General features: G+C 71.7%; 20 protein-coding genes. 9 read left to right on the top strand and 11 right to left on the bottom strand.

Going from position 1 to position 22,040, the window contains the following annotated elements:
* The first annotated feature begins 32 nt into the window (after positions 1-32).
* The 5 genes from KZX17_RS02695 to KZX17_RS02675 are packed head-to-tail and all read left to right on the top strand — an operon-like array spanning position 33 to position 5,368.
* Positions 33-1,187 carry a glycosyltransferase family 4 protein gene (locus tag KZX17_RS02695; RefSeq protein ID WP_248170881.1) on the top strand — a complete coding sequence of 385 codons (1,155 nt, stop codon included), beginning with the start codon at positions 33-35 and terminating at the stop codon, positions 1,185-1,187.
* A complete protein-coding gene (locus KZX17_RS02690) occupies positions 1,184-2,239 on the top strand; it encodes a glycosyltransferase family 4 protein (RefSeq protein ID WP_248170882.1) in 1,056 nt (351 codons plus the stop codon). The genes KZX17_RS02695 and KZX17_RS02690 overlap by 4 nt, the downstream gene beginning before the upstream one ends.
* A complete protein-coding gene (locus tag KZX17_RS02685) occupies positions 2,236-2,928 on the top strand; it encodes a hypothetical protein (RefSeq protein ID WP_248170883.1) in 693 nt (230 codons plus the stop codon). The genes KZX17_RS02690 and KZX17_RS02685 overlap by 4 nt, the downstream gene beginning before the upstream one ends.
* Entirely contained in the window at positions 2,925-3,950 is a 1,026-nt protein-coding gene (locus KZX17_RS02680; RefSeq protein WP_248170884.1) for a hypothetical protein, read from the top strand. The genes KZX17_RS02685 and KZX17_RS02680 overlap by 4 nt, the downstream gene beginning before the upstream one ends.
* Complete coding sequence (locus KZX17_RS02675; RefSeq protein WP_248170885.1) at positions 3,947-5,368, top strand: O-antigen ligase; 1,422 nt, start codon at positions 3,947-3,949, stop codon at positions 5,366-5,368. The genes KZX17_RS02680 and KZX17_RS02675 overlap by 4 nt, the downstream gene beginning before the upstream one ends.
* Here the strand turns inward: KZX17_RS02675 and KZX17_RS02670 are convergent.
* From KZX17_RS02670 to KZX17_RS02650, 5 genes are read right to left on the bottom strand one after another with little or no spacing between them, the layout of a single operon-like run.
* Positions 5,341-6,237 (bottom strand): glycosyltransferase, encoded by an 897-nt coding sequence (locus tag KZX17_RS02670; protein ID WP_248170886.1) that lies wholly within the window; start codon positions 6,235-6,237, stop codon positions 5,341-5,343. The two genes, KZX17_RS02675 and KZX17_RS02670, sit on opposite strands and share 28 nt — an antisense overlap.
* Positions 6,234-6,995, bottom strand: coding sequence for a PHP domain-containing protein (locus KZX17_RS02665; protein ID WP_248170887.1), 762 nt, complete (start codon positions 6,993-6,995; stop codon positions 6,234-6,236). Before KZX17_RS02665 ends, KZX17_RS02670 begins: the two co-directional genes overlap by 4 nt.
* Positions 6,992-8,170 carry an ATP-grasp domain-containing protein gene (locus KZX17_RS15160; RefSeq protein ID WP_248170888.1) on the bottom strand — a complete coding sequence of 393 codons (1,179 nt, stop codon included), beginning with the start codon at positions 8,168-8,170 and terminating at the stop codon, positions 6,992-6,994. The genes KZX17_RS02665 and KZX17_RS15160 overlap by 4 nt, the downstream gene beginning before the upstream one ends.
* On the bottom strand, positions 8,167-8,859 hold the full coding sequence (locus tag KZX17_RS02655; RefSeq protein WP_248170889.1) for a polysaccharide deacetylase family protein: 693 nt from the start codon (positions 8,857-8,859) through the stop codon (positions 8,167-8,169). Before KZX17_RS02655 ends, KZX17_RS15160 begins: the two co-directional genes overlap by 4 nt.
* Entirely contained in the window at positions 8,856-9,812 is a 957-nt protein-coding gene (locus tag KZX17_RS02650) for a glycosyltransferase family 2 protein (protein WP_248170890.1), read from the bottom strand. The genes KZX17_RS02655 and KZX17_RS02650 overlap by 4 nt, the downstream gene beginning before the upstream one ends.
* Positions 9,813-9,842: 30 nt before the next feature.
* On the opposite strand from KZX17_RS02650, the gene KZX17_RS02645 reads away from it, so the two are divergent.
* Positions 9,843-10,277, top strand: a complete 435-nt coding sequence (locus KZX17_RS02645; protein ID WP_248170891.1) for a VanZ family protein — start codon at positions 9,843-9,845, stop codon at positions 10,275-10,277.
* Here the strand turns inward: KZX17_RS02645 and KZX17_RS02640 are convergent.
* From KZX17_RS02640 to KZX17_RS02620, 5 genes are all read right to left on the bottom strand, one after another.
* Positions 10,225-11,256, bottom strand: a complete 1,032-nt coding sequence (locus KZX17_RS02640) for a hypothetical protein (RefSeq protein WP_248170892.1) — start codon at positions 11,254-11,256, stop codon at positions 10,225-10,227. The two genes, KZX17_RS02645 and KZX17_RS02640, sit on opposite strands and share 53 nt — an antisense overlap.
* Positions 11,253-12,515: an MFS transporter gene (locus tag KZX17_RS02635; RefSeq protein ID WP_248170893.1), complete on the bottom strand. Its 1,263-nt coding sequence runs from the start codon at positions 12,513-12,515 to the stop codon at positions 11,253-11,255. Before KZX17_RS02635 ends, KZX17_RS02640 begins: the two co-directional genes overlap by 4 nt.
* Positions 12,516-12,517: 2 nt before the next feature.
* On the bottom strand, positions 12,518-13,159 hold the full coding sequence (locus KZX17_RS02630; protein WP_248170894.1) for a hypothetical protein: 642 nt from the start codon (positions 13,157-13,159) through the stop codon (positions 12,518-12,520).
* A 123-nt stretch (positions 13,160-13,282) separates the two neighbouring features.
* Entirely contained in the window at positions 13,283-14,134 is an 852-nt protein-coding gene (locus tag KZX17_RS02625; RefSeq protein ID WP_248170895.1) for a WecB/TagA/CpsF family glycosyltransferase, read from the bottom strand.
* Complete coding sequence (locus KZX17_RS02620) at positions 14,134-15,603, bottom strand: sugar transferase (RefSeq protein ID WP_248170896.1); 1,470 nt, start codon at positions 15,601-15,603, stop codon at positions 14,134-14,136. The genes KZX17_RS02625 and KZX17_RS02620 overlap by 1 nt, the downstream gene beginning before the upstream one ends.
* A 772-nt stretch (positions 15,604-16,375) precedes the next feature.
* Here KZX17_RS02620 and KZX17_RS15155 point away from each other — a divergent pair.
* Together KZX17_RS15155 and KZX17_RS02610 are read left to right on the top strand one after the other, a co-directional pair.
* Entirely contained in the window at positions 16,376-16,888 is a 513-nt protein-coding gene (locus KZX17_RS15155) for an LPXTG cell wall anchor domain-containing protein (protein WP_248170897.1), read from the top strand.
* Positions 16,885-18,633: a DUF4012 domain-containing protein gene (locus KZX17_RS02610; RefSeq protein ID WP_248170898.1), complete on the top strand. Its 1,749-nt coding sequence runs from the start codon at positions 16,885-16,887 to the stop codon at positions 18,631-18,633. Before KZX17_RS15155 ends, KZX17_RS02610 begins: the two co-directional genes overlap by 4 nt.
* Positions 18,634-18,843: 210 nt before the next feature.
* Here the strand turns inward: KZX17_RS02610 and KZX17_RS02605 are convergent, their stop codons facing one another.
* Positions 18,844-21,330 (bottom strand): helix-turn-helix transcriptional regulator, encoded by a 2,487-nt coding sequence (locus KZX17_RS02605; protein ID WP_248170899.1) that lies wholly within the window; start codon positions 21,328-21,330, stop codon positions 18,844-18,846.
* A 373-nt stretch (positions 21,331-21,703) separates the two neighbouring features.
* Here KZX17_RS02605 and KZX17_RS02600 point away from each other — a divergent pair, with 373 nt between their 5' ends.
* On the top strand, positions 21,704-22,006 hold the full coding sequence (locus KZX17_RS02600; protein ID WP_248170900.1) for a DUF1540 domain-containing protein: 303 nt from the start codon (positions 21,704-21,706) through the stop codon (positions 22,004-22,006).
* Positions 22,007-22,040: the final 34 nt, after the last annotated feature.

The following is a 22,040-nucleotide window of genomic DNA, read 5'->3' as shown; positions in this document are numbered from 1 at the left end:
GCCCCACGATCCGAGTGGTTTGGGGACCTACGGTGAGCTTTTTGGGGGACGGGCGTTTGCGCGCCCACTTGGGGAACGAGGCGGGGGACGCTGCCGTCGGCGTCCGCGCGCTCTACGTGCGCACCGAAGGCCGCGCCGCGATCTCGCGCGCGGAGCGACGGGCCCAGGAGTCGGCGGGTGCTGCGCCGCGGCGCGTGCTCGTCGAGGAGGCGTTCGGCTTCGATCTGCTTGGCGAGTCCGACATCCGCGCGCTCCCGGGCCTGCGCGGGACCTTCCTGCGCCGCCTGCCCATGTTCATCGCGCTCGCACTGGAAGCATCGCGGCGCGCGAAGGACTACGACGTCATCCTGACCTGGGCGGAGAAGTACACGGTCGGCGTCGCGGGGACGCTGTGTCTACGGCGCCGGCGTCCACGACACGTCGCGATCCTGGACTGGGTGTCGAAGCCGATCGTGCGGGTGCCGCTGCGGATCGTCCGCTCGGGCGTGGACGACGTCCTGACCTGGAGCAGCGTGCAGGCGCGCGTCGCGGTGGACCGCGTCGGCTTCGCTCCCGAGCAGGTGCACCGCATCGAGCATCCCGTCGACGAGCAGTTCTTCGCGCCGCAGGAGTCGATGGTCGATCCCCGTCAGCGCCCCGTCGTCTCAGCGGGCGAGACCCAGCGCGATTTTCCGACACTGATGGCGGCGGTGGCGGCTCTCGGTGTGCCGACGATCGTCGCGGCGAACCTGCTGGGCACCTTCGACGGCGTCCGCACCCGGCTGGTCGATGCCCGCGACGCACTCGTTGCGGCGGACGGCATCCAGGTCGGTCCGCTCGAGCCGCCCGCGCTCCGGGAGGCGTACGCGTCGGCATTCGTCGTGGTCGTCCCGCTCGTCGAGTCGGAGAACAATGCCGGAATCAGCGTCATCCTCGAGGCGATGGCGATGGGTCGCGCTGTCATCACCAGCCGCACGGAGGGACAGGTGGACGTCATCCGGCACGGCGAGACGGGGCTCTATGTGACCCCGGGGGACGTCCAGGAGCTGCGCGCGGCAATCGAGCGTCTGCGCGACGACCCGGAGGAGGCCGCTCGCATGGGCCGGCGCGGCCGTGACGAGGTGCTGCGGCTGCACCGCACGCCCGACTTCGTCCATGCGGTTCGCACGCACGTGCTGGCCGCCTCCGCCCAGCAGGTGCGTCGGTGATCCCGCTGACGGTCCTCTGCGCGACTCCGCCTCGGACGCCCGGCGAGGACAAGCCCGGGGGACCGCTGCCCTACGGCATGGGCGCGCTGCAGTCCGACTTCGACGTGGACTGGGTCGTTCCGAGTCTCGGCCCGCTCGGACGCCACGTGGCGACGCGCGTGGACGGCGCGATCCGCCGGCTGTCCCCGGGGAGGAGGGGATGGATGCTGGCTCGCGCCGCCCGCGGCGGCGCACGCGGTCCCGTGCTCTCCGTGTTCGAGGACGCCGGTCTCGCTCACGCACGCCGGGCGGGTCGACGACGCGACCGGTCACCGCACGTCATGGTGTCGTGCTGGCTCGCCCAGGATGTCCTCGATCGGCCGGCGGCCGCCGCGTCCGTCCGCGCATCGTTGTCGTCGGTCGCGGCGGTGTGCGTCTACTCCGCCAATCAGGCGGTCATCCTCGAGGAGTACTTGGGAGTCGGGGCCGATCGGATCCGTGTCGTCCCATTCGGGATCGACGTCGACTACTTCGACGCCGGGCGCCTTAGGAGCCCGAGGGGCGGGGGTGGGGTCATCGCGGTCGGCAGCGATTCGCGGCGGGACTACGCCACCCTCTTCCGCATGGCCGAGCGCACCGGCATCCCGATGACCGTCGCCTGCCGACCGCGCAACGTCACCGATCTGCGCATCCCGCCCGGGATCAGGCTCGTGAGCGTCTTCGACGCGGACTACCGCGCGTTGCTGCACGGCGCTGACCTCGTCGTGACCACCACCACAGCGCCGGCCTACCCGAGCGGTCAGACGGTCGTCCTCGAGGCGATGGCGATGGGCGCGGCCACGGTGACAACGGACTCCGCTGCGATGCGCGACTACGTCGTGCCCGGGTCGACCGGCGAGCTGGTGCCGCCGGGCGACTGCGAGGCGCTCGCCGGCACCGTCACGGAGCTCCTGCGCGACGACGGGCGACGTCGGTCGATGGGGGAGCGCGCGAGAGACGACGTGCGGGCACGATTCACGGTGCAGCGGCAATGGAAGACCGTCGCACGGGTCATCGGGGAGGTCTCGGCATGACGCTCTACGACCTGACCCGGGTGCTGTTTCGCCGCTGGTACGTGATGGTCGTCGTGCTCGGCCTGACCGCGGGACTCGGATGGCTGTTCCTCCGTGATGGCGGGCTCTATGTGACCCGCACCCTCGTGACCTTCGAGGCGCCGGATGCCGGGCCGTGGGAGGAGGGTGGAAGCGCGGATCGCGGGGTGATCATGTTCGCCTCCGCCGTCGCCACCGAGGTCAACGGCGGTGCCGAACCTGTGACCTACTCGCAGGCCGACGCGCCGTTCTACGGTGCGGGCATCCGCCAGGGGCTCCGCGTCGCGGTCCCCGACACGGGCGGGCAGTGGGAGGTCGTCTACAACAAGGCGGCGATCACGATCGATGTCGTCTCTCCTGATCGGGGCTGGGTGGAGGAGCAGCAGACTGCTGCCATCCGCTCCGTGCTCGCGACGGCTGATGACCGTCAAACCGGGATCTCGGCGGAGAACCGCATCGCGGTCGCGGTCGAGCCGCTCAGCGAGACAATCGAGCACGTGACTCCGAGCCGCTCCGGCACGGCCCTCGCCGCTGGAGCGCTGGGGGCAGTGGGTCTGCTCGTGGGGGGCTGGTTCGCGTCGACTGCGGATCGGCTGGCTCGGGAGAGCCGAGAACGTTCCGGCGGCATCAGGGGGATGCGCCGTTGGGTGGGGGGAAGTGGGATTTCATGAAGCTCGCAGATGTCATCGGCGCACTTCGTCGACGGTGGTACGTCCTGGTGGTGGGGGTGATCGTCGCGGCCGCCGCAGCCTACGGTGCGTGGACCGTCATCCCGCCGGAATACGAGAGGTCGGCGTCGCAGCTGCTCCTGCCCGGTGAGGCGACCATTCCGGACGACGCCAACCCGTACCTCTTCGTCGGGGGCCTCTATCAGGTGGCCGACATCCTTGTCCGCGCGATCGGTCCGGATGACATCGCCCAGGCGACGGCGGATGCGCCAGGCGCCAGCATCGCTGTGTCTCGTGACACCGCTGCCGGTGCGGTGATGCTGGTCACGGTCTCCGCATCGAGTGAGGAGGATGCCGATGTCGTCCTCGCTACCGCCTTGCAACTCATCGAGACGAGGCTCGGGGAGTTGCAGGACGAGCAGGGCATTCCGACAGACGAGCGGGTCGATCTCGTCCCGTTGACGCACGACTCGGCAAGTGTCGTCGTGCAGAAGAACCGCATCCTCGTGACCGGGGTCGTCGGGCTCGTCATCGCGATGCTCAGCGTCGCGATCGCGGTCCTCGGCGACACCCTCATCCGGTTGCGTCGTCGACGGCGCAGTCGGTCGGAGCAGACCCCCCTGCGGGCCACCGCGGACGAGGTCATCATCGACGCGGGCGCCGCGGGGTCCGCGATGGAGGACGGCGAGGCCGCGACGAGCGACGCCGACCGAGCGGATGCCGACTCGCCGGACGTCGGGGCGCCTGAGCGCGTCGTCCGCGCGGAGGCGTCGTCAGCGCCGCTGGCCGACGCAGGCGAGGACCCCGACGAAGCGGTCGAGCCGGATCGGGGGGACACGTCTGCGACGCCTGAAGGCAAAGCGGTCCAGAACATGCCTGGCGGGTCCGCCGGGGGCCGCCCGCGAAAGGGTCGACCGGTCGGTGCGCGCCGACGAAACTGGCAGGCGCCGCATCCCGCGGCTGATGACGACGCGTTCGTCGCGGGACCGATGGGGCCGTTCGAGTCGGAGCGGGAAGCCGGATGATCCTCCGTCCGCTGGCGACGGCGCCGGCCCCCCTTGCCGCCCGCGGACACACGGGCTGGCGACCCGCGGGCACGGACGCGGTGACGATGCTCACCATCTACATCGTCCTGCTGTACGGCTTCCCGTCGAGCCTTTCGATCTCCTTCCTCGGATCGTTCGGTCGCCCGCAGTTCCTGTGGGGGCTCGTCCTCCTCGGCTGGTGGCTGCTCGCGCGGCTGCAGCCCACCCAGAGCGTCCGCTCGGTGCCCCAACCGGTCCGGATCGCACTCGGGCTGTTCCTCGTGATCTGCCTCGTCAGCTTCGCCCACGCCCTCTTGCGAGGCCAGCCCGTGGACCAGATCAGCCCCGCAGCATCCGCTCTCGTGCGGCTGCTCTCGTGGACGGGGGTCGTGCTCGTGGCGATGGACGGCATCCGCAGCATGAGCGATCTGATGAAGCTCGTCCGGCGACTCGCCTTCGCGGGCGGTGCGATGGCGGCCCTCGGCCTCCTCCAGTTCCTCACGGACCAGCCGATCATCGACTTCCTCACCGGTCTCCCCGGATTCTCCGGTGACGCCGGCGGCATCGACAGCCGCGGCGGGTTCGTGCGCCCGGCGGGGACGGCGACGCATCCCCTCGAGTACGCAACCGCCATCGCCGTCGCGCTTCCGCTGGCGCTCGCGTGCACGATCGTCGGCGACGCCGGTCGCAGACGCGCGCGTTGGTGGTTGCCAGTCGCGGTGATCGCGCTGGCCTCATTCCTCGCCGTCTCGCGTTCCGCGGTCATCGGCTTCGGGATCGCCGTCGTGGCGGCCGTGCCCGGGCTTCCCGCGCGATTCCGCCCCCTCGCAGGCTCGGTCATCCTGATCGCGTTCGCGGGTGCAATGGTCGCCGTGCCCGGGTTGTACGGCACCATCGTGGGCATGTTCCTCGGGGTCGGCGACGATCCGAGCGCGCTCTCGCGAACGGCAGCCCTCGACCTGCTGCCGACCTTCCTCGCCTCCTCGCCCCTCATCGGGGCAGGGATCGGCACCTTCCTGCCGCGTTATTACATCTTCGACAATCAGTGGGCGCAGATGATCGTGGAGATCGGCGTCCTCGGTGCAGCAGCGTTCGCCGGCGTCCTGCTGGCAGCGATCTGGAGTGCCTGGCGAGCCACCCGGCGCTCACATCTCGAGGACTTGCAGGTGGTGGGTCGGTGCCTGTGCGCGTGCGTCGTCACCGTCGGTGTCCTGTTCGGGCTGTTCGACGGGCTGGCCTTCCCTATCTCGGCGGGCACCGCGTTCCTCGTCGTAGGGATGTGTGCAGCCGCTCGGACTGTCGGCCTCTCGGACAGCTGGGCGACGACGGTCGGGATGCTGCCCGACACCGTCCGCGCCGATACGGTCTCCGCCGCCCCGGTCACGGCGCGTCAGCGGGTGATGGCACTCCCGCGCTGACGGGTTCCGCCGCGCAGGCGCCGGATGCCGGTCTTCAGCCGGTCGAGCCCGTCCTTGCCCCACAGTCGCAGCAGCACGTCGCGTGCCATGCCGCGGAGCCCGTCCCGCATGGCGCGGGCGGGGCGGCGCAGCATCCGGTCACCGAACAGCGCGGTCGCGCTCGGTGAGGCCGCGTCCGAGAGGAGCCCGGGGAAGTCGTCGCGGTGCGCCGACGGGTCGACGAGCGCGCCGCGTACGCGGTTGCTGACGTTCTGTCCGTGCACCACCTGCAGCCACGCCGGCGATCCGCCCACGCTCGCGACTGGCAGATGCTCGTGCAGCCGGTTGTGCCAGTCGCGCCATGCGGTCACGGGCCGCGCCCAGGTCTCGCTGACGCTGCAGAAGGCGTTCTCGGGATCGTCGCGGCGGTACAGGCGTCCGTCCTGCACGATGAGGCCGGTGCGCAGGTAGAGGGCCGTGCCCACGTGGCGGCGTGCCTCGTGCTGCAGCCGCTCGACGAAGTCGCGCGCGACCGCGTCGTCGTTGTCGAGATTGGTCGTGAGCAGGATGTCACCGCGACCACCGGTGAGCGCTCGGGCATCGGACACGACGTCCTGCCATTCGACCCGCTCGCGGTGGAGTGCGTGGAAGACCCCGTCGTCGACGAGTGGCTGCAGCCGCTCCTGCAGCCACCGAGGGCTGTCCGGATCGAGGTACACGATCCAGGTGAGATCGCCGACGGTCTGGCCGCGCATCGACGGCACCGTGTACCGCTCGAACAGCTCGACCCGGTTCCGCAGCCACCCGTCCTGTGCCCGCACGAGGCTCTCGGGCCCCGGCGTGGGCAGATTGAATCGGGTGAGGACGACGTGGTCGACAGTGGCGGTCATCGTGATCGGATCCCTGCTTCGAGGCGGCGGATGTGCGGCGCGATCCAGCGCCGTGACGACTCGAGCCCTCGCGCGGCGCGACCCAGGGGTCCGGAGGAGAACCGCGCGACGTCCGCCCCGAAGGCCGTGGCCCGCAGCCGGCCGGTCAGGAGGTCATCGACCACGCCATCGGCTCGAGCCCGATTGCCGGTCGTGGTGGGCGAGGCCACCTCGACGGCGAGCGGGTAGAGCTGACGCGGTCCGTGCCAGTCCAGTGCGGTGAAGGCGGGGATGCCGAATCCGTGCGCCGTGCGGGCGGCCCATTCGGAGGGTCGGATGCCGTCGTACTTGCGGTTCCACACCTCGATGCCCGCGAGACCGTCGGCCCACGACGGATCGAATCGGCGCCACGCCTCGCGGCGGCCCGGATGGGCGAACACCGCGGCCCCGCCGTCTCCGCGTACGCGCGAGAGCACATCCGAGATCTCGGGCGACGCCCCGTAGAACGGGGCCCGCCCGTACACCGGGAGGTGTACGACGTGATCGGGGTCCTGATATTCGATCCCCGGCACGAGGACGAATCCGGTGGCATCGCCGACCCGGTCGCACTCCGCCTGCAGCGCCGCCCAGGTCGCGTCGTCCATGGTCCGGTCGTGGTCGCAGACCAGCGCCCCGCCGAACCCCGACCGCCGGAGGATCCTGGCGAGCCGGGACAGACCCCAGTCGGAGTCGTCCGAGCAAGCGGTGTGGATGTGTGCGGCGAGCCTCAGCGTCGTCATGCGCGCCGCCTCCGCCCGGTGACGAGCGCGGTGAGCGTTCCGACCGTGTCGGCGACGAGGACACCGGGCTGACCGGCCGACCAGTTGTACAGCCGGTCGCCGCGGCGCACCGTCAGGAGGTCCCGCACGGTGGCCCACGGCGACGGCCATGCCGCGACCGCGTGGGACTGCGGTCCGCGGAGGACGAACACGAGGTGCGCCAGCTCGCGCCCGAGGTGCCGCGCGACGACCTGCGGCGGCGCGCTCGGGGCGGGGGGCGTCCGCGCCTCACCGAGCGCGAACTGCGTCGCCCAGGCGGGGTATTCGAGCCCGCGTCGCCGTGCGAGCGCCATGCTTCCCCAGGCGCGGCCGTTCACCTCCATGAACCAGGGGACGCCGGCGTCGTCGCGGAGGAACTCGATCATGAACATCCCGCGCCAGCCGATCGAGGTGAGCAGCCTCGTGATCGGTTCCACGAGGGTCGGGTCGACGTCGATGGATGCGCAGGCCGACGATGCGGAGCCGTGCGGATTGACCATCCGGACGCGTCGGTGTGCGCTGAGGACGGCGGGTCCGCGCTCGTCGATGTAGCCGAAGACGCCCTCGCCCGTGCCGGCGATGAGCGGTTGGCGCAGGAGGGTGCCCTGCAGCCGGGCCCGACCTCGGTCGCACTCCTCTGCGTCGGCGAAGATGGCGCCGCCTGGGCGGACGAGGCGCCCGTCCACCTCGGCGACCGCAGCGGAGGACTTGACGACGACCGGCCAGTTCGCGTCGGTGGCGACGTCGCCGGCGTCCACGGTCTGCGTGGCCGGCACGGCGAGTCCCGCGGCGGCTGCGGCCCGCAGCTGCGCCCCCTTGTCGAGGGCCAGTGCCGCACCGGCGGCCGACGGGCCCACGAAGACGGCGCCCGCGAGATCCGCGCCGGACGCCAGCCACAGGGCGGCGTCGTCGAGCGGCAGCACGGCGTCGGGTCGCCGGGACCGGATGACTCGTTCGAGATCGGCACGCGACCGCGCGGTGTCGGTCTCGGGTGCGGTGATCGGCACCACCTCGACGTCGCGGACACGGCGCAGTGCGCTCCGCCGCCCCTCGCGCTCGACCGCCAGCACACGCATCCCGGCCCGCTGCAGCGACCAGGCGGTCTCGACGGCGGCGAAGGCGTCCGCGAAGCCCATCAGGACGACGGCGCCGCTCACCGCCATCTCTTCACCGCCTGCTTCACGGGGCGCACGGGCCATGGCGCCGACGTCCGCATCGGACGGTCGAGCAGCTGCCGGATGCTGGCGGCGGTATCGGTGTGGATGACCGAGTACCGCGTCCGGACGGTCGCGCTCGCCCGATTCCAGCCTTCGTCGACCGAGTACAGGTGCGGGAATCCCGTCCGCCGCAATTCGGCGAGGGTCGTCCGGTCGTACAGTCCCTGCGGGAATGCGGCATGGTCAATCGGCTCGCCGATGATGCCCCCCAGCCGGCTCGCGGATCCGATGAGCTCGTCGTGCAGCCGCCCAGCGCGGGCGAGTTCCGGCCACGGTCGGTGACTCGCGCCGTGCGTGCCGAAGCGCATGCCGGAGCGCGCCATCTCGACCAGCTGCTCGGTGCCCAGGGACCCGGGCCGGCCGATGCGGTCGGTGATGACGAAGAACCGTGCCCGGATGCCTCGGCCGCGCAGCGCGGGCAGCGCGACGGCGTGGTCGGAGGCGTTCGCATCGTCGAAGGTGATCTGCACCCGCCGCGGGTGGGCGACGGCGGCATCCAGGATCTCTTCGAAGGCCGCCGCTGAGATCCAGAAGCGCTCCTCGCCCGGTTCCATGGGCCGTTGCGGCTCACCGATGCCGTGGAAGTTGAGGATGACGGCGCGTCCGCGTCCGTCGTCGGTCCACATCATGCTGTCGGCCTCGCTTCCGCCGGGGGGATCGTCAGATGGTCCGGCACCGCATCGCCCGCGGGCAGCGCGGCCCACCGGCGCCGGTCCAGCACCACCGGCAGGGCGGAGCGGTGCCGCGCGTCTCGCAGGCGCAGCAGATGCTGGGCGGCGATCGCGCCGCGGAACAGCGCCGTCCGGACGGCGCCGTGCCGACGCGCGTAGCAACGCACCCGGTTCACCGAGACCAGGGCGACCAGCGCCGCGGGCTGGCCCGATCCCGAGCCGACGTGCCGAGCCTCTGCTCGCGGCGTGAACCGCACGCGCAGACCGTGCGCACGTGCGCGCTCGGCGTAGTCGGTCTCCTCCGCGTACAGGAAGTAGGTCGCCGCATCCCAGTCGCCGACCTGCCGACGGCACCGGGCGGAGATCAGCAGGGCTGCGCCGCCCGCCCACGCGACGTCGTGAGCGGCGGCGTATTCGGCGTCGCGTCGCATCGTCTCGGCGAGCGCGGCGGGTCGTGTCGGCCAGCGCTCGCCGAGGACGGCGTCGCCCAGTGCCCGCAGGGGAGACGGATCGCGTCGAAGGCTGTGGTACCGCCGGCCGGTCCCCGCATCGCGCAGCAGCGGAGCGACGATCCCGACGGTCGGGTCGGCGAGCTCGTCCCTCATCCGCTCGACCATCGCGGGGGAGACCGTCAGGTCGGGATTCAGGATCAGCACGTCGTCACCGTCGGCGACGCGTCGCAGCCCGACGTTGATGCCGCCCGAGTACCCGAGGTTCGCGCCGGTCGCGATCACCTCCACGCCCGCGCGCGCCGAGGCGAGCTCGAGGGTCCGGTCCATCGACCCGTTATCGACGACGACGACGCGCGGGACCACGGTGCCCTGCGCGAGCGAGTCCAGCAGTGCGCCGATCGTGTCGGCGCTGTTGTAGGTGACGACGACCGCGGTCACCGCGGCATCCCGATCGTTCACGATCGCCTCCCCGCGTGCGAGAGTGGTCGCATGCCGGCCCCGGAACGCAGACGTCGCCTCGCCGTGGCGGGACTGCTCGCATATGCCGCTGCCGCCGTCGCGGTCCTGGTCTCGCCGGTGTCGCCGGGCGCCATCGTCGAAGCGCTCGGTTCCTGGATGAGGGAGGACCTCGGTCTGGTCGGGTTCGGGCAGGGATGGATCGAGTTCGTCGCGAACATCGTGCTCTTCCTCCCGCTCGGAGTGCTGCTCACGCTGCTGCTCGGTCGTGCGTGGATCGCGCTCGTACTGGCCGTGTTACTTTCCGCTGCCGTGGAGCTCGTGCAGTTCGTCCTGCCGGCTCGCCTGCCGAGCGTGCGCGACGTGCTCGCGAACAGCCTCGGGGCGGCCGCGGGGGTGCTCCTGGCCTGGCTGTTCATCCGCCGCTCCCGTCCGGGACGACCGCGGGCGACCAGGCGTGTTCGATGAGCACACGCGGTTCACCCGTACCGTCGACGTCGAGCGCCCACACGTCGCTGTCACCGCGGGTGTCGTCGCGGGGCATCCCGTACAGGATCGTGTCGCCGTCGAGCCACTCGATCTGATCGTCGATCCCGCGCGCCTCGGGCAGCAGGTCGATCCGGCCCGTGGCGATGTCGTAGACGGCGGGTGTCCAGTGCGGTCCGCCGGGGTCCGAGCCGGTCACACGCTTGAAAGCGATCCGCGTCCCGTCCGGCGAGAGCGAGGGACACTCGACGTTCTCGGCGATCATCTCCAGCGCGCGTGACGGGATGTCGCCGCGAACGAGCCATGTCGTCCCCGACACGCTCATGCCGACGGTGGCATAGAACGTCTGGTCGTCAGCGAAGGTCACGCCCCAGAAGTTCCGGTCCGACGGTGCGATCGCCGTCCCGTCGCGGGTGAGCCGCCAGTCCTCGAGGTTGCCGAGCGAGGAGCCGTCCTGCCGTGCGATCACCGTCGCCGTCGAGAATCCGACGGTGGCGTAGGAGTGCCCGCTCACGAAGGCCGTGGTGGCAACCAGGTCGCCGGCCGGGGAGATCCTCGTTCGACTCGGGATGCCGGGCAGCGGCCATGCTCCGACGACGGAGCCGTCCGGCCGTGAGACGGTCGCGGAGTAGGCGGGGACGACGCCCCGGACGATCCGAAGGCACGACAGGATGCCGGGGGTCGCGTCGACCCGATCGCACACCTCGCTGCTCACCCGGCGGTCCGCGGCGGGTGCGTCGATGTCGACGCTGGCGACGTGGCCGTAGTCGTCGCCCGGCGCAGTCGTCCGGAACACGATGCGGCCCTCGCCCGCCCAGGTGCCCGGCGCGGCTGCCGACGCCGCGGGGTCCGTCGACTCCCGCCGGTCGGCCCACGCCGACACCCCGAACGCTGCGGTCCCGCCGAGCAGCACGGCGCTGACACCGGCCACCACGGCCACTCGCGTGCGAGAGCCGCTCACGGTGCTACCGTCCGGAGGAGCGGGCGGAGGATGACGACGGCCGCGGCGACCGCTGCGGCCAGGACGCCCGCGGCGATCAGCAAGGCGGACTCCCGTCCGACGGCGAACCAGAGGACGCCGAACAGTGCGGCCGACCCGAAGCGCGCGAGCGCGACGACCGTCTGGGCCGCGGCGATCCCGGTCGCCCGCGTCTCGGGCCCGGTGAGGTCGGCGGCGAGGGCGGCGAGCACCCCGTCGGTCGCGGCGTAGAAGGCGCCGAGGAACGCGAGGCAGAGGATTGTCGCGACGAGGTCGTCGATGGCGAGCGCGGCGACGACGTACGCGGCGAGGAGGGCGAGGTGGCCCAGGACGAACACCCGCGCGCGTCCGATGCGGTCCGCTGCGCGTCCGAGCGGCACCGCGAGGGCGAGGAACGCGATGTTCGTGCCCACGTAGAGGAGCGGGAACCACTGGGCGGCGAAGTCGTTGCGTCCCTGCAGGGCGAGGTAGACGAAGCCGTCGCCGATCGTGACGATGCCGAGGATGCCCGCCGCGGCGAGCACGCGGCGGAACGGACCTCGTCGCAGGGTCGCCCAGGCGGCTCTCCGCTCCTCCCGACGCTCGGCGCGCTCCGCCACCGGAGGGCGGGTGCGCATGTTCGGGACGAGGACGGCGAGGATGAGCACGCCGATCATCGCGCACGCGAGCGAGACGGCGAACACGACGTCGTAGCCGTCGGGCACGGCCCACAGGATGACGAAAGCGAGCAGCGGCCCGATGGCGGCGCCGATGTTGTCGAGCATCCGGTGGACGCCGAAGGCCCGGCCGCGGCTGTCGGGGTCGGATGCCGCGGCGATCAGCGCGTCCCGCGGCGCGGTCCGCAGCCCCTTGCCGATCCGATCCGCGGTGAGGACGGCGGCGAGTGCACCGAACCCGGACGCGAACAGCAGACCGATCCGAGCCACGGCCGCCACGGCGTACCCGCCGAACGCGATCCATTTCGGTCGCCCGACCCGATCCGAGGTGTATCCGCCCGCGATCCGGACCAGCGCGCTGACGCCCTGGTACAGCCCGTCGAGCAGGCCGAACGCGATCGTCGAGAGCCCCAGCATCCCGGTCACGTACAGGGGGAGGACTGCGGAGACCGACTCCGATGAGACGTCGGTGAGCAGCGAGACGAGACCTAGGGTCACCACGGTCGACGAGACGGTGCGGACCCCGCGCGGTCCCCGTTGCCGGGGCGTCGACGGGGTGGGCGTGTTGGTCAGCGAGATGTACACGCTCAGCCCGCCGTCACGACCGTGAAGACCGAGTAGACGGTGCCGGTGCCTCCGGTCTCGACCGCGAGGGTGACGGTCGCGGACGGACCGCGGTAGGTCAGTTGGTCGTCGCCTGCAGGTGCGTCAGGGGTCAGCCCGAGCTCGTCCCACAGCGCGCGGAAGTGTTCCCGCACGGCATCCGGTTCCGCGTCCGTGCGGGCCGTCAGCGCGGCCTGCATGGTGCGGCCTTCGGACGACACCGAGCTCTGCAGCACCGTGTCCCCCGTTGCGGGCCCGGCGAGGTCGGCGGGGTACCCCTTCACGAGCGCGCCGTCCGCGGAGGCGTCCTCGGGCAGTGGTCCGGTGATCAGTGGCGGCGCCGGCGTCAGGAGCGGCACCCCGGCCGTCCGACGGTCGGTGGATGGCTCGGGCGGCAGCACCTCGCTGCCGTCGACCGGCGTCGCGTCCGGCGCCGGTCCCGGCGCGGAGCTCGGAGTCGGCGTCGAGGACGTGTCCGCGGTCGCTTGCCGGCCGGCGTCCGGTTGCAGGACGAGGGACGCCACGACGGCGGCGCCGGCGACCAGCGCGACGGCGCCGACGGCCACGCCGAGACCGATCGTGCGGCGACGCCGTGCGCCCCGGTGTTCCCGTGTCTGCTGTTCCATTCCGCTACCCCCTCTGAGCGGTCTGTCGATGTGGTGGTCGCTCAGCGGATGCCGAGTCGATCCATCAGGCGGGCACGGACGGACGGGGGGGACGTCCGGCCGTGCCCGCGTGCGGGCGACGGTTCATGCACCCTGACGACCCGAGGATCGGCGGACGGCCATGTAGGCCGGGGGTCCCTCGACGAGGTACCGCTTCGCCAATCGCTTCGGCTCGAGCATGAGCCGCCACATCCATTCGAATCCCGCGTCGCACACCCACCGGGGTGCGCGCGAGACTCGACCTGCCAGGAAGTCGACGACGGCTCCGAAGGCGAGCAGGACGCGTGCGCCTGTCGCCTCACCGAAGTCGTTGATCCACTGCTCCTGACGGGGCTTTCCGAGACAGACGAGGACGATGTCCACATCTGCATGTCTGATCTGCGCCGCGATCTCCGCGGACGCCTCGGGCGACGCCAGCTCATCGCGCGAGGGCGTCCAGTGTCCGATCAGCCGGACCCCCGGCCACTCGGTCTCGACGCGGTGATGCAGGGCCTCGCGGATCTCCGCCGAGCCGCCGAGGACGGCGACCCGCCACCGTTCCGTGTGGGCACGGGCGAGCACGTCGCCGATGAGATCGCTGCCGGCGAGCCGCGGCCACTCGGTGCCGGTGAGCCGGGTCGCCTGGCGGGCGATCGGGGCGCCGTCGATGAGATTGAGGTGCCGGATGCGCGACGCGTCGTCTCGGGGCAGGGATGCCGCGTGATGCACGTGATCCAGGTTGACCGACACGACGGCGAGCGGAGCGTGCCCGGGGTGGCGCACGGCTCGGGCGATGACGTCGCAGGCCCCCGACGTGTCGGTGAGGTGGACGTCCGTCCCCGCGATGTGGATGGTCGGCGGTCCCAGCAGGGACGGCCGTGGTGCGACACGGGTCGAAGAGAGATCGGCGGTGACACCGCGGGTCCGGATGGGCGTCGTCGCCACACGCATGGCCATCAGTAGGCCCCTTTCGCACGGAGCACCACGGCAGCGGTGCGGATCATGATGGCCAGATCGCGGGCGACCGACCAGTTCTCGACGTAGTGGAGGTCGAGGCGGACGCTCTCCTCCCAGGAGAGGTCGCTTCGGCCGCCGATCTGCCAGGGCCCGGTGATTCCGGGGCGGAGGTACAGCCGCCGGAACACCGGGACGTCGTAGCTGCGCACCTCGCGGGGCAGCGGAGGACGGGGTCCGACGATGCTCATCTCGCCTCGCAGCACGTTCCAGAACTGCGGCAGCTCGTCGATGGAGTACTTGCGCAGCAGGCGGCCGACACGCGTCACCCGGGGGTCGCGCTTGACCTTGAACAGCGCGCCGTCGGCGTCGTTCTGCGACGTGAGCCGGTCGACCTCGTGCTCTGCGCCCACCCGCATGGTGCGGAATTTCAGCATGTCGAACTCGCGGCCGTCGCAGCCCACCCGCCGCTGCCGGAACAACACGGGTCCGGGCGAATCGAGCCGGATCGCGAGGGCGATGAACGGTGCGACGCACAGGATCGGGACGAGCGCGACGATCGAGCAGGCGACGTCGAGGAGCCGTTTGATCCGGTAGGACGCTCCGTCGTAGGTCGGGATGCGCACGCCGACGAGGGCGAGCCCGGCCGATGTGTCGACCGACATCCGTCCCGCGGCGACGTCGGTGAGCGGCGTCGCCAGCACGAGGCTCGCAGCGGAGCCCTCCAGCTGCCAGCTCAGCCGGCGGACGAAGTCCGGATCGTGCGTCGCTCCTGCGACGACGACGACCTCCGCGTTCACCGCGCGAGCGACGTCCGCGGTCGCCGAGGCGGGTCCGAGGATCGGTGCGTTCCCGGCGCGCGGGTCGCTGTCGGCGGGCTGAGGCCCTTCGACAGTGAGACCGACGACGTGGTAACCCAAGCGCCCCGTCTGCAGCGCGGGCACGAGGGTGTCGAGCAGTCGCCGGGGCCCGACGACCACTGCGCGAGGTGCTAGAGGGTCTCGGTGCGCGGATGCCCACCGACGCCAGGCGAGGCGCAGCACGACGACGGCGACGGCGCCGGCCGGGACAGCAGCCAGGAGCACGCTGCGCAGCGTGGCCGACGGGGCGAACGCCACCCAGCAGGCGACGACGGCGAACGTGAGTGCTCCGGCGAGCAGCACGCGCCGGATCTCGCGCGACGCGGTGATCCCCTGCCCCCGCGTGCGGACGACGCCGAGGCTGATCAGGTGCAGCACCGTCATGGCGGCGCCCGCGGCCACCAGCGGGCCGACGGGTGCGGCGCCGCCCGCGGCGAGGCCGCTGACCGCGGCAGCACCGATGAGCGACAGCGCCGCCCCGTCCGTCAGCAGCAGCAGCGCACGGTGCCGGCGGTGCTCGCGCGATCGGCGGAGCGCCTCGGCGGTCGGTCGCGGCTTCATCGCCAGGGTGAACGGTGCCTCGATGGACGTCGGCATCGTCGCCGACGTCATCGTCGTTCCCCCTCATGCGTGCGACGGGATGCCGTCGCGGTGCGGGTGAGCCGTCCTCGGCACGCGCGCACCATCCGTTCTGTCCCCATGAACGTCATTCCCCAAATGCCACGACGCGGACCGAAGCCCACGCCCCCCGATGCGGATCAGATCCGCGTTTCCCCAAACTGACGGTTGCCCGTCCCCGGATGCGTCGACCCCTCGACGTATCCGATCACTGCACCCGATGTGTCATCGGGTCGTGCGCACCGACCCCTCCGGTACGTGTTTCGGGCTCTTCGTGCAGGCCCGTTCTGAGAACGGAGCCGCACGAAGAGCCCAGACAGACATGGGTACGGCCCCCAAGATCGCCCCCACTTCCTCTGCTGCCGCCGTGTGCTGACTTCTGCTCCCCAAAGCATCTTCAGCGGCGACATCGGGAACGCTACTCGGCGGCGGTCAGTCCACCAATAGGGGGACAAACCTAATCTGCTGTCCCCCAAATGGGGGACACGTTGCGGGGGTGATTAGGGGGCCCCCACGTGGCGAAGCGGGGGTCTGATCGCCGGCATGAGAGGTACGTTCTGAAGATCCGGCGCGCACTCACCCGAGGCCGCGCGCTCGACGGCCGATTGGGGAGGCTGTGATGTGGGGGAATGTGTGGCGCGCCGCCATTGTGGGCGCGGTGCTGGCGGGGGCGGTCGCAGGACCGGCGTTGGCGGATGACGGGGATTACCTCCCCGACACGCCGCGAGAACCTGGGCTCGGTGGGTCGAGCGTCGCTGCGGTTTGCGTGGATCTCGCTCCGCGCATCCAGTACTCGATCGTCCACGTAGGCGCAGACGACGCCGCCCCACCGGGTGCCGACACCGCGCACCTGGTGCTCATCGACGGCTCATCCCGCCTCGACATCCCGCTGCCGCTCGACGCGTCCGGCAACGGCGAGGGGAGCGTGCTGTGGCCCGGTGTCGAGGTCGCTGCCGACGGCGCCGTCACAGCGCTGCCGGGGTGGAGGCTCGCCGGCAGCTCGTGGGAACCGCGCGACGACGCCGCCGCATGGACCACGGGGGACATCCGCGCACAACTGCGCGTGGGCGACCGATCCCTCGACGTCCCGCTCGCGTACCCGCCTTTCTCCGACGAGTGCATGACCCCCTTCGGGGTCGCATCGTCGGGCGAGACACCCGGGGGCGGGCTCGCCGCCACCGGTGGTCAGCTCCCGATCGCCGTCGGGGTGGCGGGAGCGGCGTCGCTGCTGGTCGGAGGGGTCCTCGTCGTCCGTCGTCGCCGCAGGGCGCTGTCGTGAGCCGGCGCCGACGACTGCTCCTGGTCGCCGGCGCTCTGATCCTCGTCGGCACCGGCGCGGCCGTCGTCCACGTCGGCGTCACGGCAGCCGGGTTGCAGCGAGGACTCGGCGACGCGCAGGCACAGGCCTCGGCAGCCCTGCAGTCCGCGACCAGCGGAGATCTGGTCGGCGCCGAGGATGCGGCGACGCGCATCGCGGCCGACCTGCGGGGCTCCGTACCCTCGGGCGATCCGGTCTGGGCTGTCGCCGAGACGGTCCCGCTGATCGGACCCAATCTCCACGCCGCCCGGGTGGCGGCCTCGTCGCTCGTCGATCTCGGCGACCGCGTCGCCCCTCCGCTGTGGGACGCGATCGATGCGCTGGCCGACGCGGACACGTCAGCGAGCGTCGGGATCCTCGAGGCGCACGCTCCTCGGCTGCGCGCCGCCGCCGAGGAGCGCCGTCACGTCGCGGCCGAGCTCGCGGGCGTGGATCGTTCGAGTCTGATCCCGCAGCTGGCAGATGGCGTCGATCGCGTGTCGGCGGCCGTCGATGCGCTCGCGGCGGTGACCGACGGGGCGGCCCAGGCGGCTGAGCTGCTGCCGCCCACCCTGGGTGCGGGTGGGGACCGATCGATCCTGGTCGTCGTGCAGAACCCGGCCGAACTGCGCACCGGTGGGGGGATCACGGGAACGTTCCTCGAGCTGGTCGCACGCGACGGGGTGCTGCGCCTGGTCGCGCAACGCGACTCGACCGCGTTCGAGCCCGTGTCCCGGCCTCTGCTGGCATTGCACGCGGGCGAGGAGCGTGCGCTGGGCGACGGGATCGGGCGCTTCGTGCAGAACGCGTCGATGACGGCGGACTTCTCCCTCACTGCGCGTCTCGCATCGGCGTGGTGGACCTCGTCCGGCGGCGCCGCCCCGGACGTCGTGCTGTCCGTCGACCCGCTCGTGCTGTCGGCGCTCCTCGGCGCGATCGGGCCGGTCGACACGGCCGCGGGCCCGCTGGATCAGGCGAACGTCGTCGACAGGCTGCTCGTCGACCCGTACGTCTCGATGTCCTCCGATGTGCAGAGCAGATGGTTCGCGGATGCGGCATCCGCGGTCTTCCGTGCGATCACCGAGCGCGCGCGTCCGGTGTCGGCGTTCGCCGCGCTCTCCGGAGTCGTCGGCGAGGGTCGGGTCTCGATGTGGAGCAGGCACGAGAGCGAGCAGGCCGTGATCGAATCGACGCCGCTGGCAGGACCGCTCGCGCGGCTGGAGGCGGCGGGTCCGGATGCGTTCGGCGTGTGGGTGAACGACGCCACAGGCGGCAAGCTGACTCCGTACCTCGGCATCGGGATGCAGACCAGGGACGGCGTCTGCCGTCCGGACGGTCTGCGCGAAGTGGAGGTGGAGGTGGACCTGAGCAGCGCCTTGACGGCGCAGGAGGCGGAATCGCTTCCGATCAGCGTGACCGGAGGCGGCATCTTCGGCACGACGAAGGGGTACATCGCGCCGACCCTGACAGTCGTCGCACCGCCGGGGTGGTTCGTCGGCGGTCTCACACTCGACGGCGCGGCCGTCGCGTCCGCTGACGCGTCGGAGTTCGGCCGGCACGCCGTCACACGACGCGTGGATCTCCCTCCCGGCGCGGCGCGAACACTGATCTTCCGTTTCATCGCCGGCCCGACGGTGACCGGCGACGGCGAACCGATGCTCCTGCACACTCCGCTGCTGACACCGGTGGAGGTGGGAGCCGGTCGCCTTTCGTGTCCGGCGGTGTGACCGTCAGCAATCCGGCACGTCGCCTGTTGGGAAAAGCCCGTCTTCCGTTAGCATGAGGGTGCCGTCCTCGACGACCACCAGGCCGTTCCCCAAGCGGTCCCGACACGCACTGTCCCCAAACTTGCGTCTCTTCTGGTGGTCCGGATGGTTACGCGGACCCTCTCCCGCCCCAGTCCCCACTGTTCGGCTCGAGGGGGTCCGTTCTTTCGTCTAGCGGTCCCCGGGCTCCTCGCTGCCGCCGTCGTCGGTGCCGACGATGGTCTGGAGCTTCGCGATCAGGTCCGTCCGGGACGTCGCGCCCAGGCGCCGCCGGATCCGGGCCATGTGGTGCTCGGCGGTTCGAGGCGAGATGAAGATGCTCTCGCCGATCTCGGCATAGGTCATGCCGCTGAGGACCAGCGTCGCGACTTCGCGCTCGCGAGCGCTGAGGAGGCCGTTGTCGGCCAGTGACGAGGCGCTGCCGCCCATCGTCGGCCCCGCGCTCGCATGCAGCTGGCGGGCGAACGCCCCCAGTCTCGAGGCCGCGCGGCGATCGCGGGTCCGCTCCGACAGCGTGAGTGCGAGGCGGGCGCCGTCCCAGCCGAGTCCCGCCGCTGCCAAGCGTGACGCCGCCCGCTCGATGCGATCCACGTCGCCGTCGTCGACGCGGCTGTGGGCCCATTCCGCGGTCGCCGCCGCCATGGTCGCGGCGACGCGGCTGTGACGAGCGGCATCCGTGAGGGCTTTCGCGATCTGCGCCTGGCCGTTCGCGTCGCCCGCGATCACCGCTCGCTGATGGGCGCTCCAGAGCACGTGCGCCGACCAGAGCGGTGGGTCGCCGAGCTCGGCGAGGATGCCGACGATGCCGTCGAAGGCGGCGGCGGTGCGCTCGCCGTCGTCGAAGAGCGCGGATGTCACGACGAACTCGCACACCGGGTGCGCAGCGAACAGGTCGATTTCGATGTGACGGATGTCGTCGCGCACCCGATCCCACAGCGAGTGCAGCTCGGCCGGCGAACCGTACCGGCGCACGTGCGCGAGCATCACGGCGTTGCGGAGCAGCACCTCGCGCCCGCTCAGCGGGAGGACGGACGAGTCGACGTCGGCCAGGCGCGCCGCGGACTCCTCGGGATGCTGCCGGTGCACAGCGACCCAGGCCGACCACAGCAGGAGGCGAGCGCGTGCCCAGGGCCCCCCGTGCTCAGCCATGAGCGCATCGCTCAGCACGGTCGCGGCGGTGTCGAGCTCACCTGCGTTCACAGCGGCGATCGCGGCCAGGACGGCGGGCAGCTCCGGCGTGGCGCCGTGAACCCCGGACTCGCCGTAGGTCTCACTGGCGCGGAGCAGGTCGTCGAGCGCTCCGGTCGGCGGCGTCGAGATCGAGGTCGCCAGCCCGCGGAGGAGGATGGAATGAGCGACGCGTATCGTGGTCGGGAAGCCGTTCCGTGTCTCGTTCTCCTCGCGGACCTCCTGGCGCAGTGGCCCGGCATCCCCGACGCCGAAGGCGGCAACCGCGCCGTGTGCGCGGATGAGCGCATCGGACAACGGCTGCGCCCGGTAGGTCGCCGCCGCCGCTCGGAGGAAGCCCCGCGCAGCCCACGTCGCACCGAGCAGGCGTATCGCCTCGGCCCGCTCGGACTCGTGGGCGTCCAGGGCCACGGCGTCGATGAGCGCGGCGACCTCGTCGACGTCTCCTCTGCTCCACGCGATCCGCGCCTTGCGGATGGCGACCGTCACGGGGGAGGCCCCCGACGCGAGCGCGGCGTCGTAGAGCTCCAGCGCGCGTTCCGAGTCCAATCCGGCCATCTCGTCGGCGTGCAGGAGCAGCGAGCGGGCCACCCGAGGATCGTGGAGCTTCCCCAGGCCCTCCATGAGGGTGGCGTCGAACGGTGTGCCGGGGGACTGCTCGAGGAGGGAGATGACCTCCGCGATGGGAGTCATCCGTCGCACCGTCGCCCGGACGATCGGCACGGCGTGCCCGCCTCGTAGGAGGAGCCCCTCGGCGTGACCTGCGGCGAGCGCATCACCTGCGGCCGCGTCGACCGCGGCGGGCAGATCGCTCCCACCGCTGAGGCTTGCTCGACGCACGGCATCCGCGGCGGCGGGATCGATCGTGTCGAGGCGGAGCGCGACCGACTCCCCGACGGCGCGGACGACCCGCTCGTGAGCAGGGTCGAGACATGGATCGTCGCCGTGGGCGGCGACGGCCTGCCGGACCAGCCAGGTCACCGAGCCGCTCAAGTCGACCAGTTCTTGCAGACAGGATGCCGCGATCATCCGTCCGTCTCGCCGGAGGGACCGTTCCACGTCCCGCGCGTCCACCTGGCCGAGCGCGATCGCCGGTCCCGTCTGCTCGATGCGACGGATGAGGGTGGTGAGCGCTGCGGACCTCGGCCATGGACGGCAGGCGAGGACGAGGCCGGCGCCATCCCCGTCGAGGTGGCGATGCAGGGCCTCGATGTCCGCGTCGGACAGCAGGTGTCCGTCGTCCACAAGCAGCGTCGGATCAGCGACGCCATCACGGGCGCGGTCGGCGGGCACTGCCCGATGCTCGCTGATCGCTCGGGCCAGCGGGGACTTGTCCGACCCCGCCGGGCCGACGATGACGACGCGGGGCGCGGTGTCGGCGCGGAGCGCGTCGCGGACCTGCGCCAGGGCGAGCGCGGGCCAGATGCCGGGCCCGGAGTCGATCCCGTCCGTCGTGGTCGATTCGACCATGCCGCTCACCCCTTTCCCCCACGCTGCCGGTCGACGTCGATCAGCAGCACGTGAGCCGGGGCGGCGAGTCGGCCGCCACCCGCATTCACGTCGCGGCAGTGCGCCGCACCTGCTCCGCACAGGCGCTGCAGGGCCCCGCCGTCCCTCGTCGGCAGAACCCTCGGAATGTATCACCGGTGACACGCCGAGGGGATGCATCTGTGGAAAACGCGCCGAGTGTGGTATTCCGCACGACCCCCGCGACCCACCCCAGGCCAGGCTCACCTAACATTCATTGCCTGCCTGACCTGGGAGAAAAAAACGCGACTTAGGCTGTCCAATCCCGCGGGGTGCGGGCGTATCGTCGCCCCTACCACTGCGAAGGAGACCTCTCATGAGCATGACCCTCGATGACCTGCCCCGCGTCTCCGAGTGCGCCGCGCACGGCTGCTCGTACAACGACCACTCCCACTGCCACGCCGCGGCCGTCACGATCGGCGGTGCCCCCGGCGACGCCGAGTGCGCCACCTTCATCCCGCTCGGGACCAAAGGCGGACTCGACAAGATCGTCAGTCACGTCGGCGCGTGCCAGCGGTCCGAGTGCGTCTTCAATTCCTCACTCGAGTGCACCGCGTCGGCCGTGCGCGTCGGCCCGGGTGCCGAGTCGGCCGACTGCCTGACCTACCAGACGGCCTGATCGCAGACGACAGAACCCGGCCGGGCGTGATCCG

It is taken from the genome of Microbacterium sp. EYE_78 (assembly GCF_023149035.1).
Classification (GTDB): Bacteria; Actinomycetota; Actinomycetes; order Actinomycetales; family Microbacteriaceae; genus Microbacterium.
Note: the sequence above shows the minus strand (reverse complement) of the source record. Positions and strands in the feature narration are given on the sequence as shown.

What these genes read in the sequence shown, in the direction of transcription:
- KZX17_RS02675 (WP_248170885.1), top strand. Translation starts at nt 3,947, where the DNA reads ATGATCCTCCGTCCGCTGGCGACGGCGCCGGCCCCCCTTGCCGCCCGC.
- KZX17_RS02665 (WP_248170887.1), bottom strand. Translation starts at nt 6,995, where the DNA reads ATGACGACGCTGAGGCTCGCCGCACACATCCACACCGCTTGCTCGGAC.
- KZX17_RS02605 (WP_248170899.1), bottom strand. Translation starts at nt 21,330, where the DNA reads ATGGTCGAATCGACCACGACGGACGGGATCGACTCCGGGCCCGGCATC.
- KZX17_RS02670 (WP_248170886.1), bottom strand. Translation starts at nt 6,237, where the DNA reads ATGACCGCCACTGTCGACCACGTCGTCCTCACCCGATTCAATCTGCCC.
- KZX17_RS02655 (WP_248170889.1), bottom strand. Translation starts at nt 8,859, where the DNA reads ATGATGTGGACCGACGACGGACGCGGACGCGCCGTCATCCTCAACTTC.
- KZX17_RS02630 (WP_248170894.1), bottom strand. Translation starts at nt 13,159, where the DNA reads ATGGAACAGCAGACACGGGAACACCGGGGCGCACGGCGTCGCCGCACG.
- KZX17_RS02620 (WP_248170896.1), bottom strand. Translation starts at nt 15,603, where the DNA reads ATGACGTCGGCGACGATGCCGACGTCCATCGAGGCACCGTTCACCCTG.
- KZX17_RS02645 (WP_248170891.1), top strand. Translation starts at nt 9,843, where the DNA reads ATGCCGGCCCCGGAACGCAGACGTCGCCTCGCCGTGGCGGGACTGCTC.
- KZX17_RS02600 (WP_248170900.1), top strand. Translation starts at nt 21,704, where the DNA reads ATGAGCATGACCCTCGATGACCTGCCCCGCGTCTCCGAGTGCGCCGCG.
- KZX17_RS02685 (WP_248170883.1), top strand. Translation starts at nt 2,236, where the DNA reads ATGACGCTCTACGACCTGACCCGGGTGCTGTTTCGCCGCTGGTACGTG.
- KZX17_RS02625 (WP_248170895.1), bottom strand. Translation starts at nt 14,134, where the DNA reads ATGGCCATGCGTGTGGCGACGACGCCCATCCGGACCCGCGGTGTCACC.
- KZX17_RS02680 (WP_248170884.1), top strand. Translation starts at nt 2,925, where the DNA reads ATGAAGCTCGCAGATGTCATCGGCGCACTTCGTCGACGGTGGTACGTC.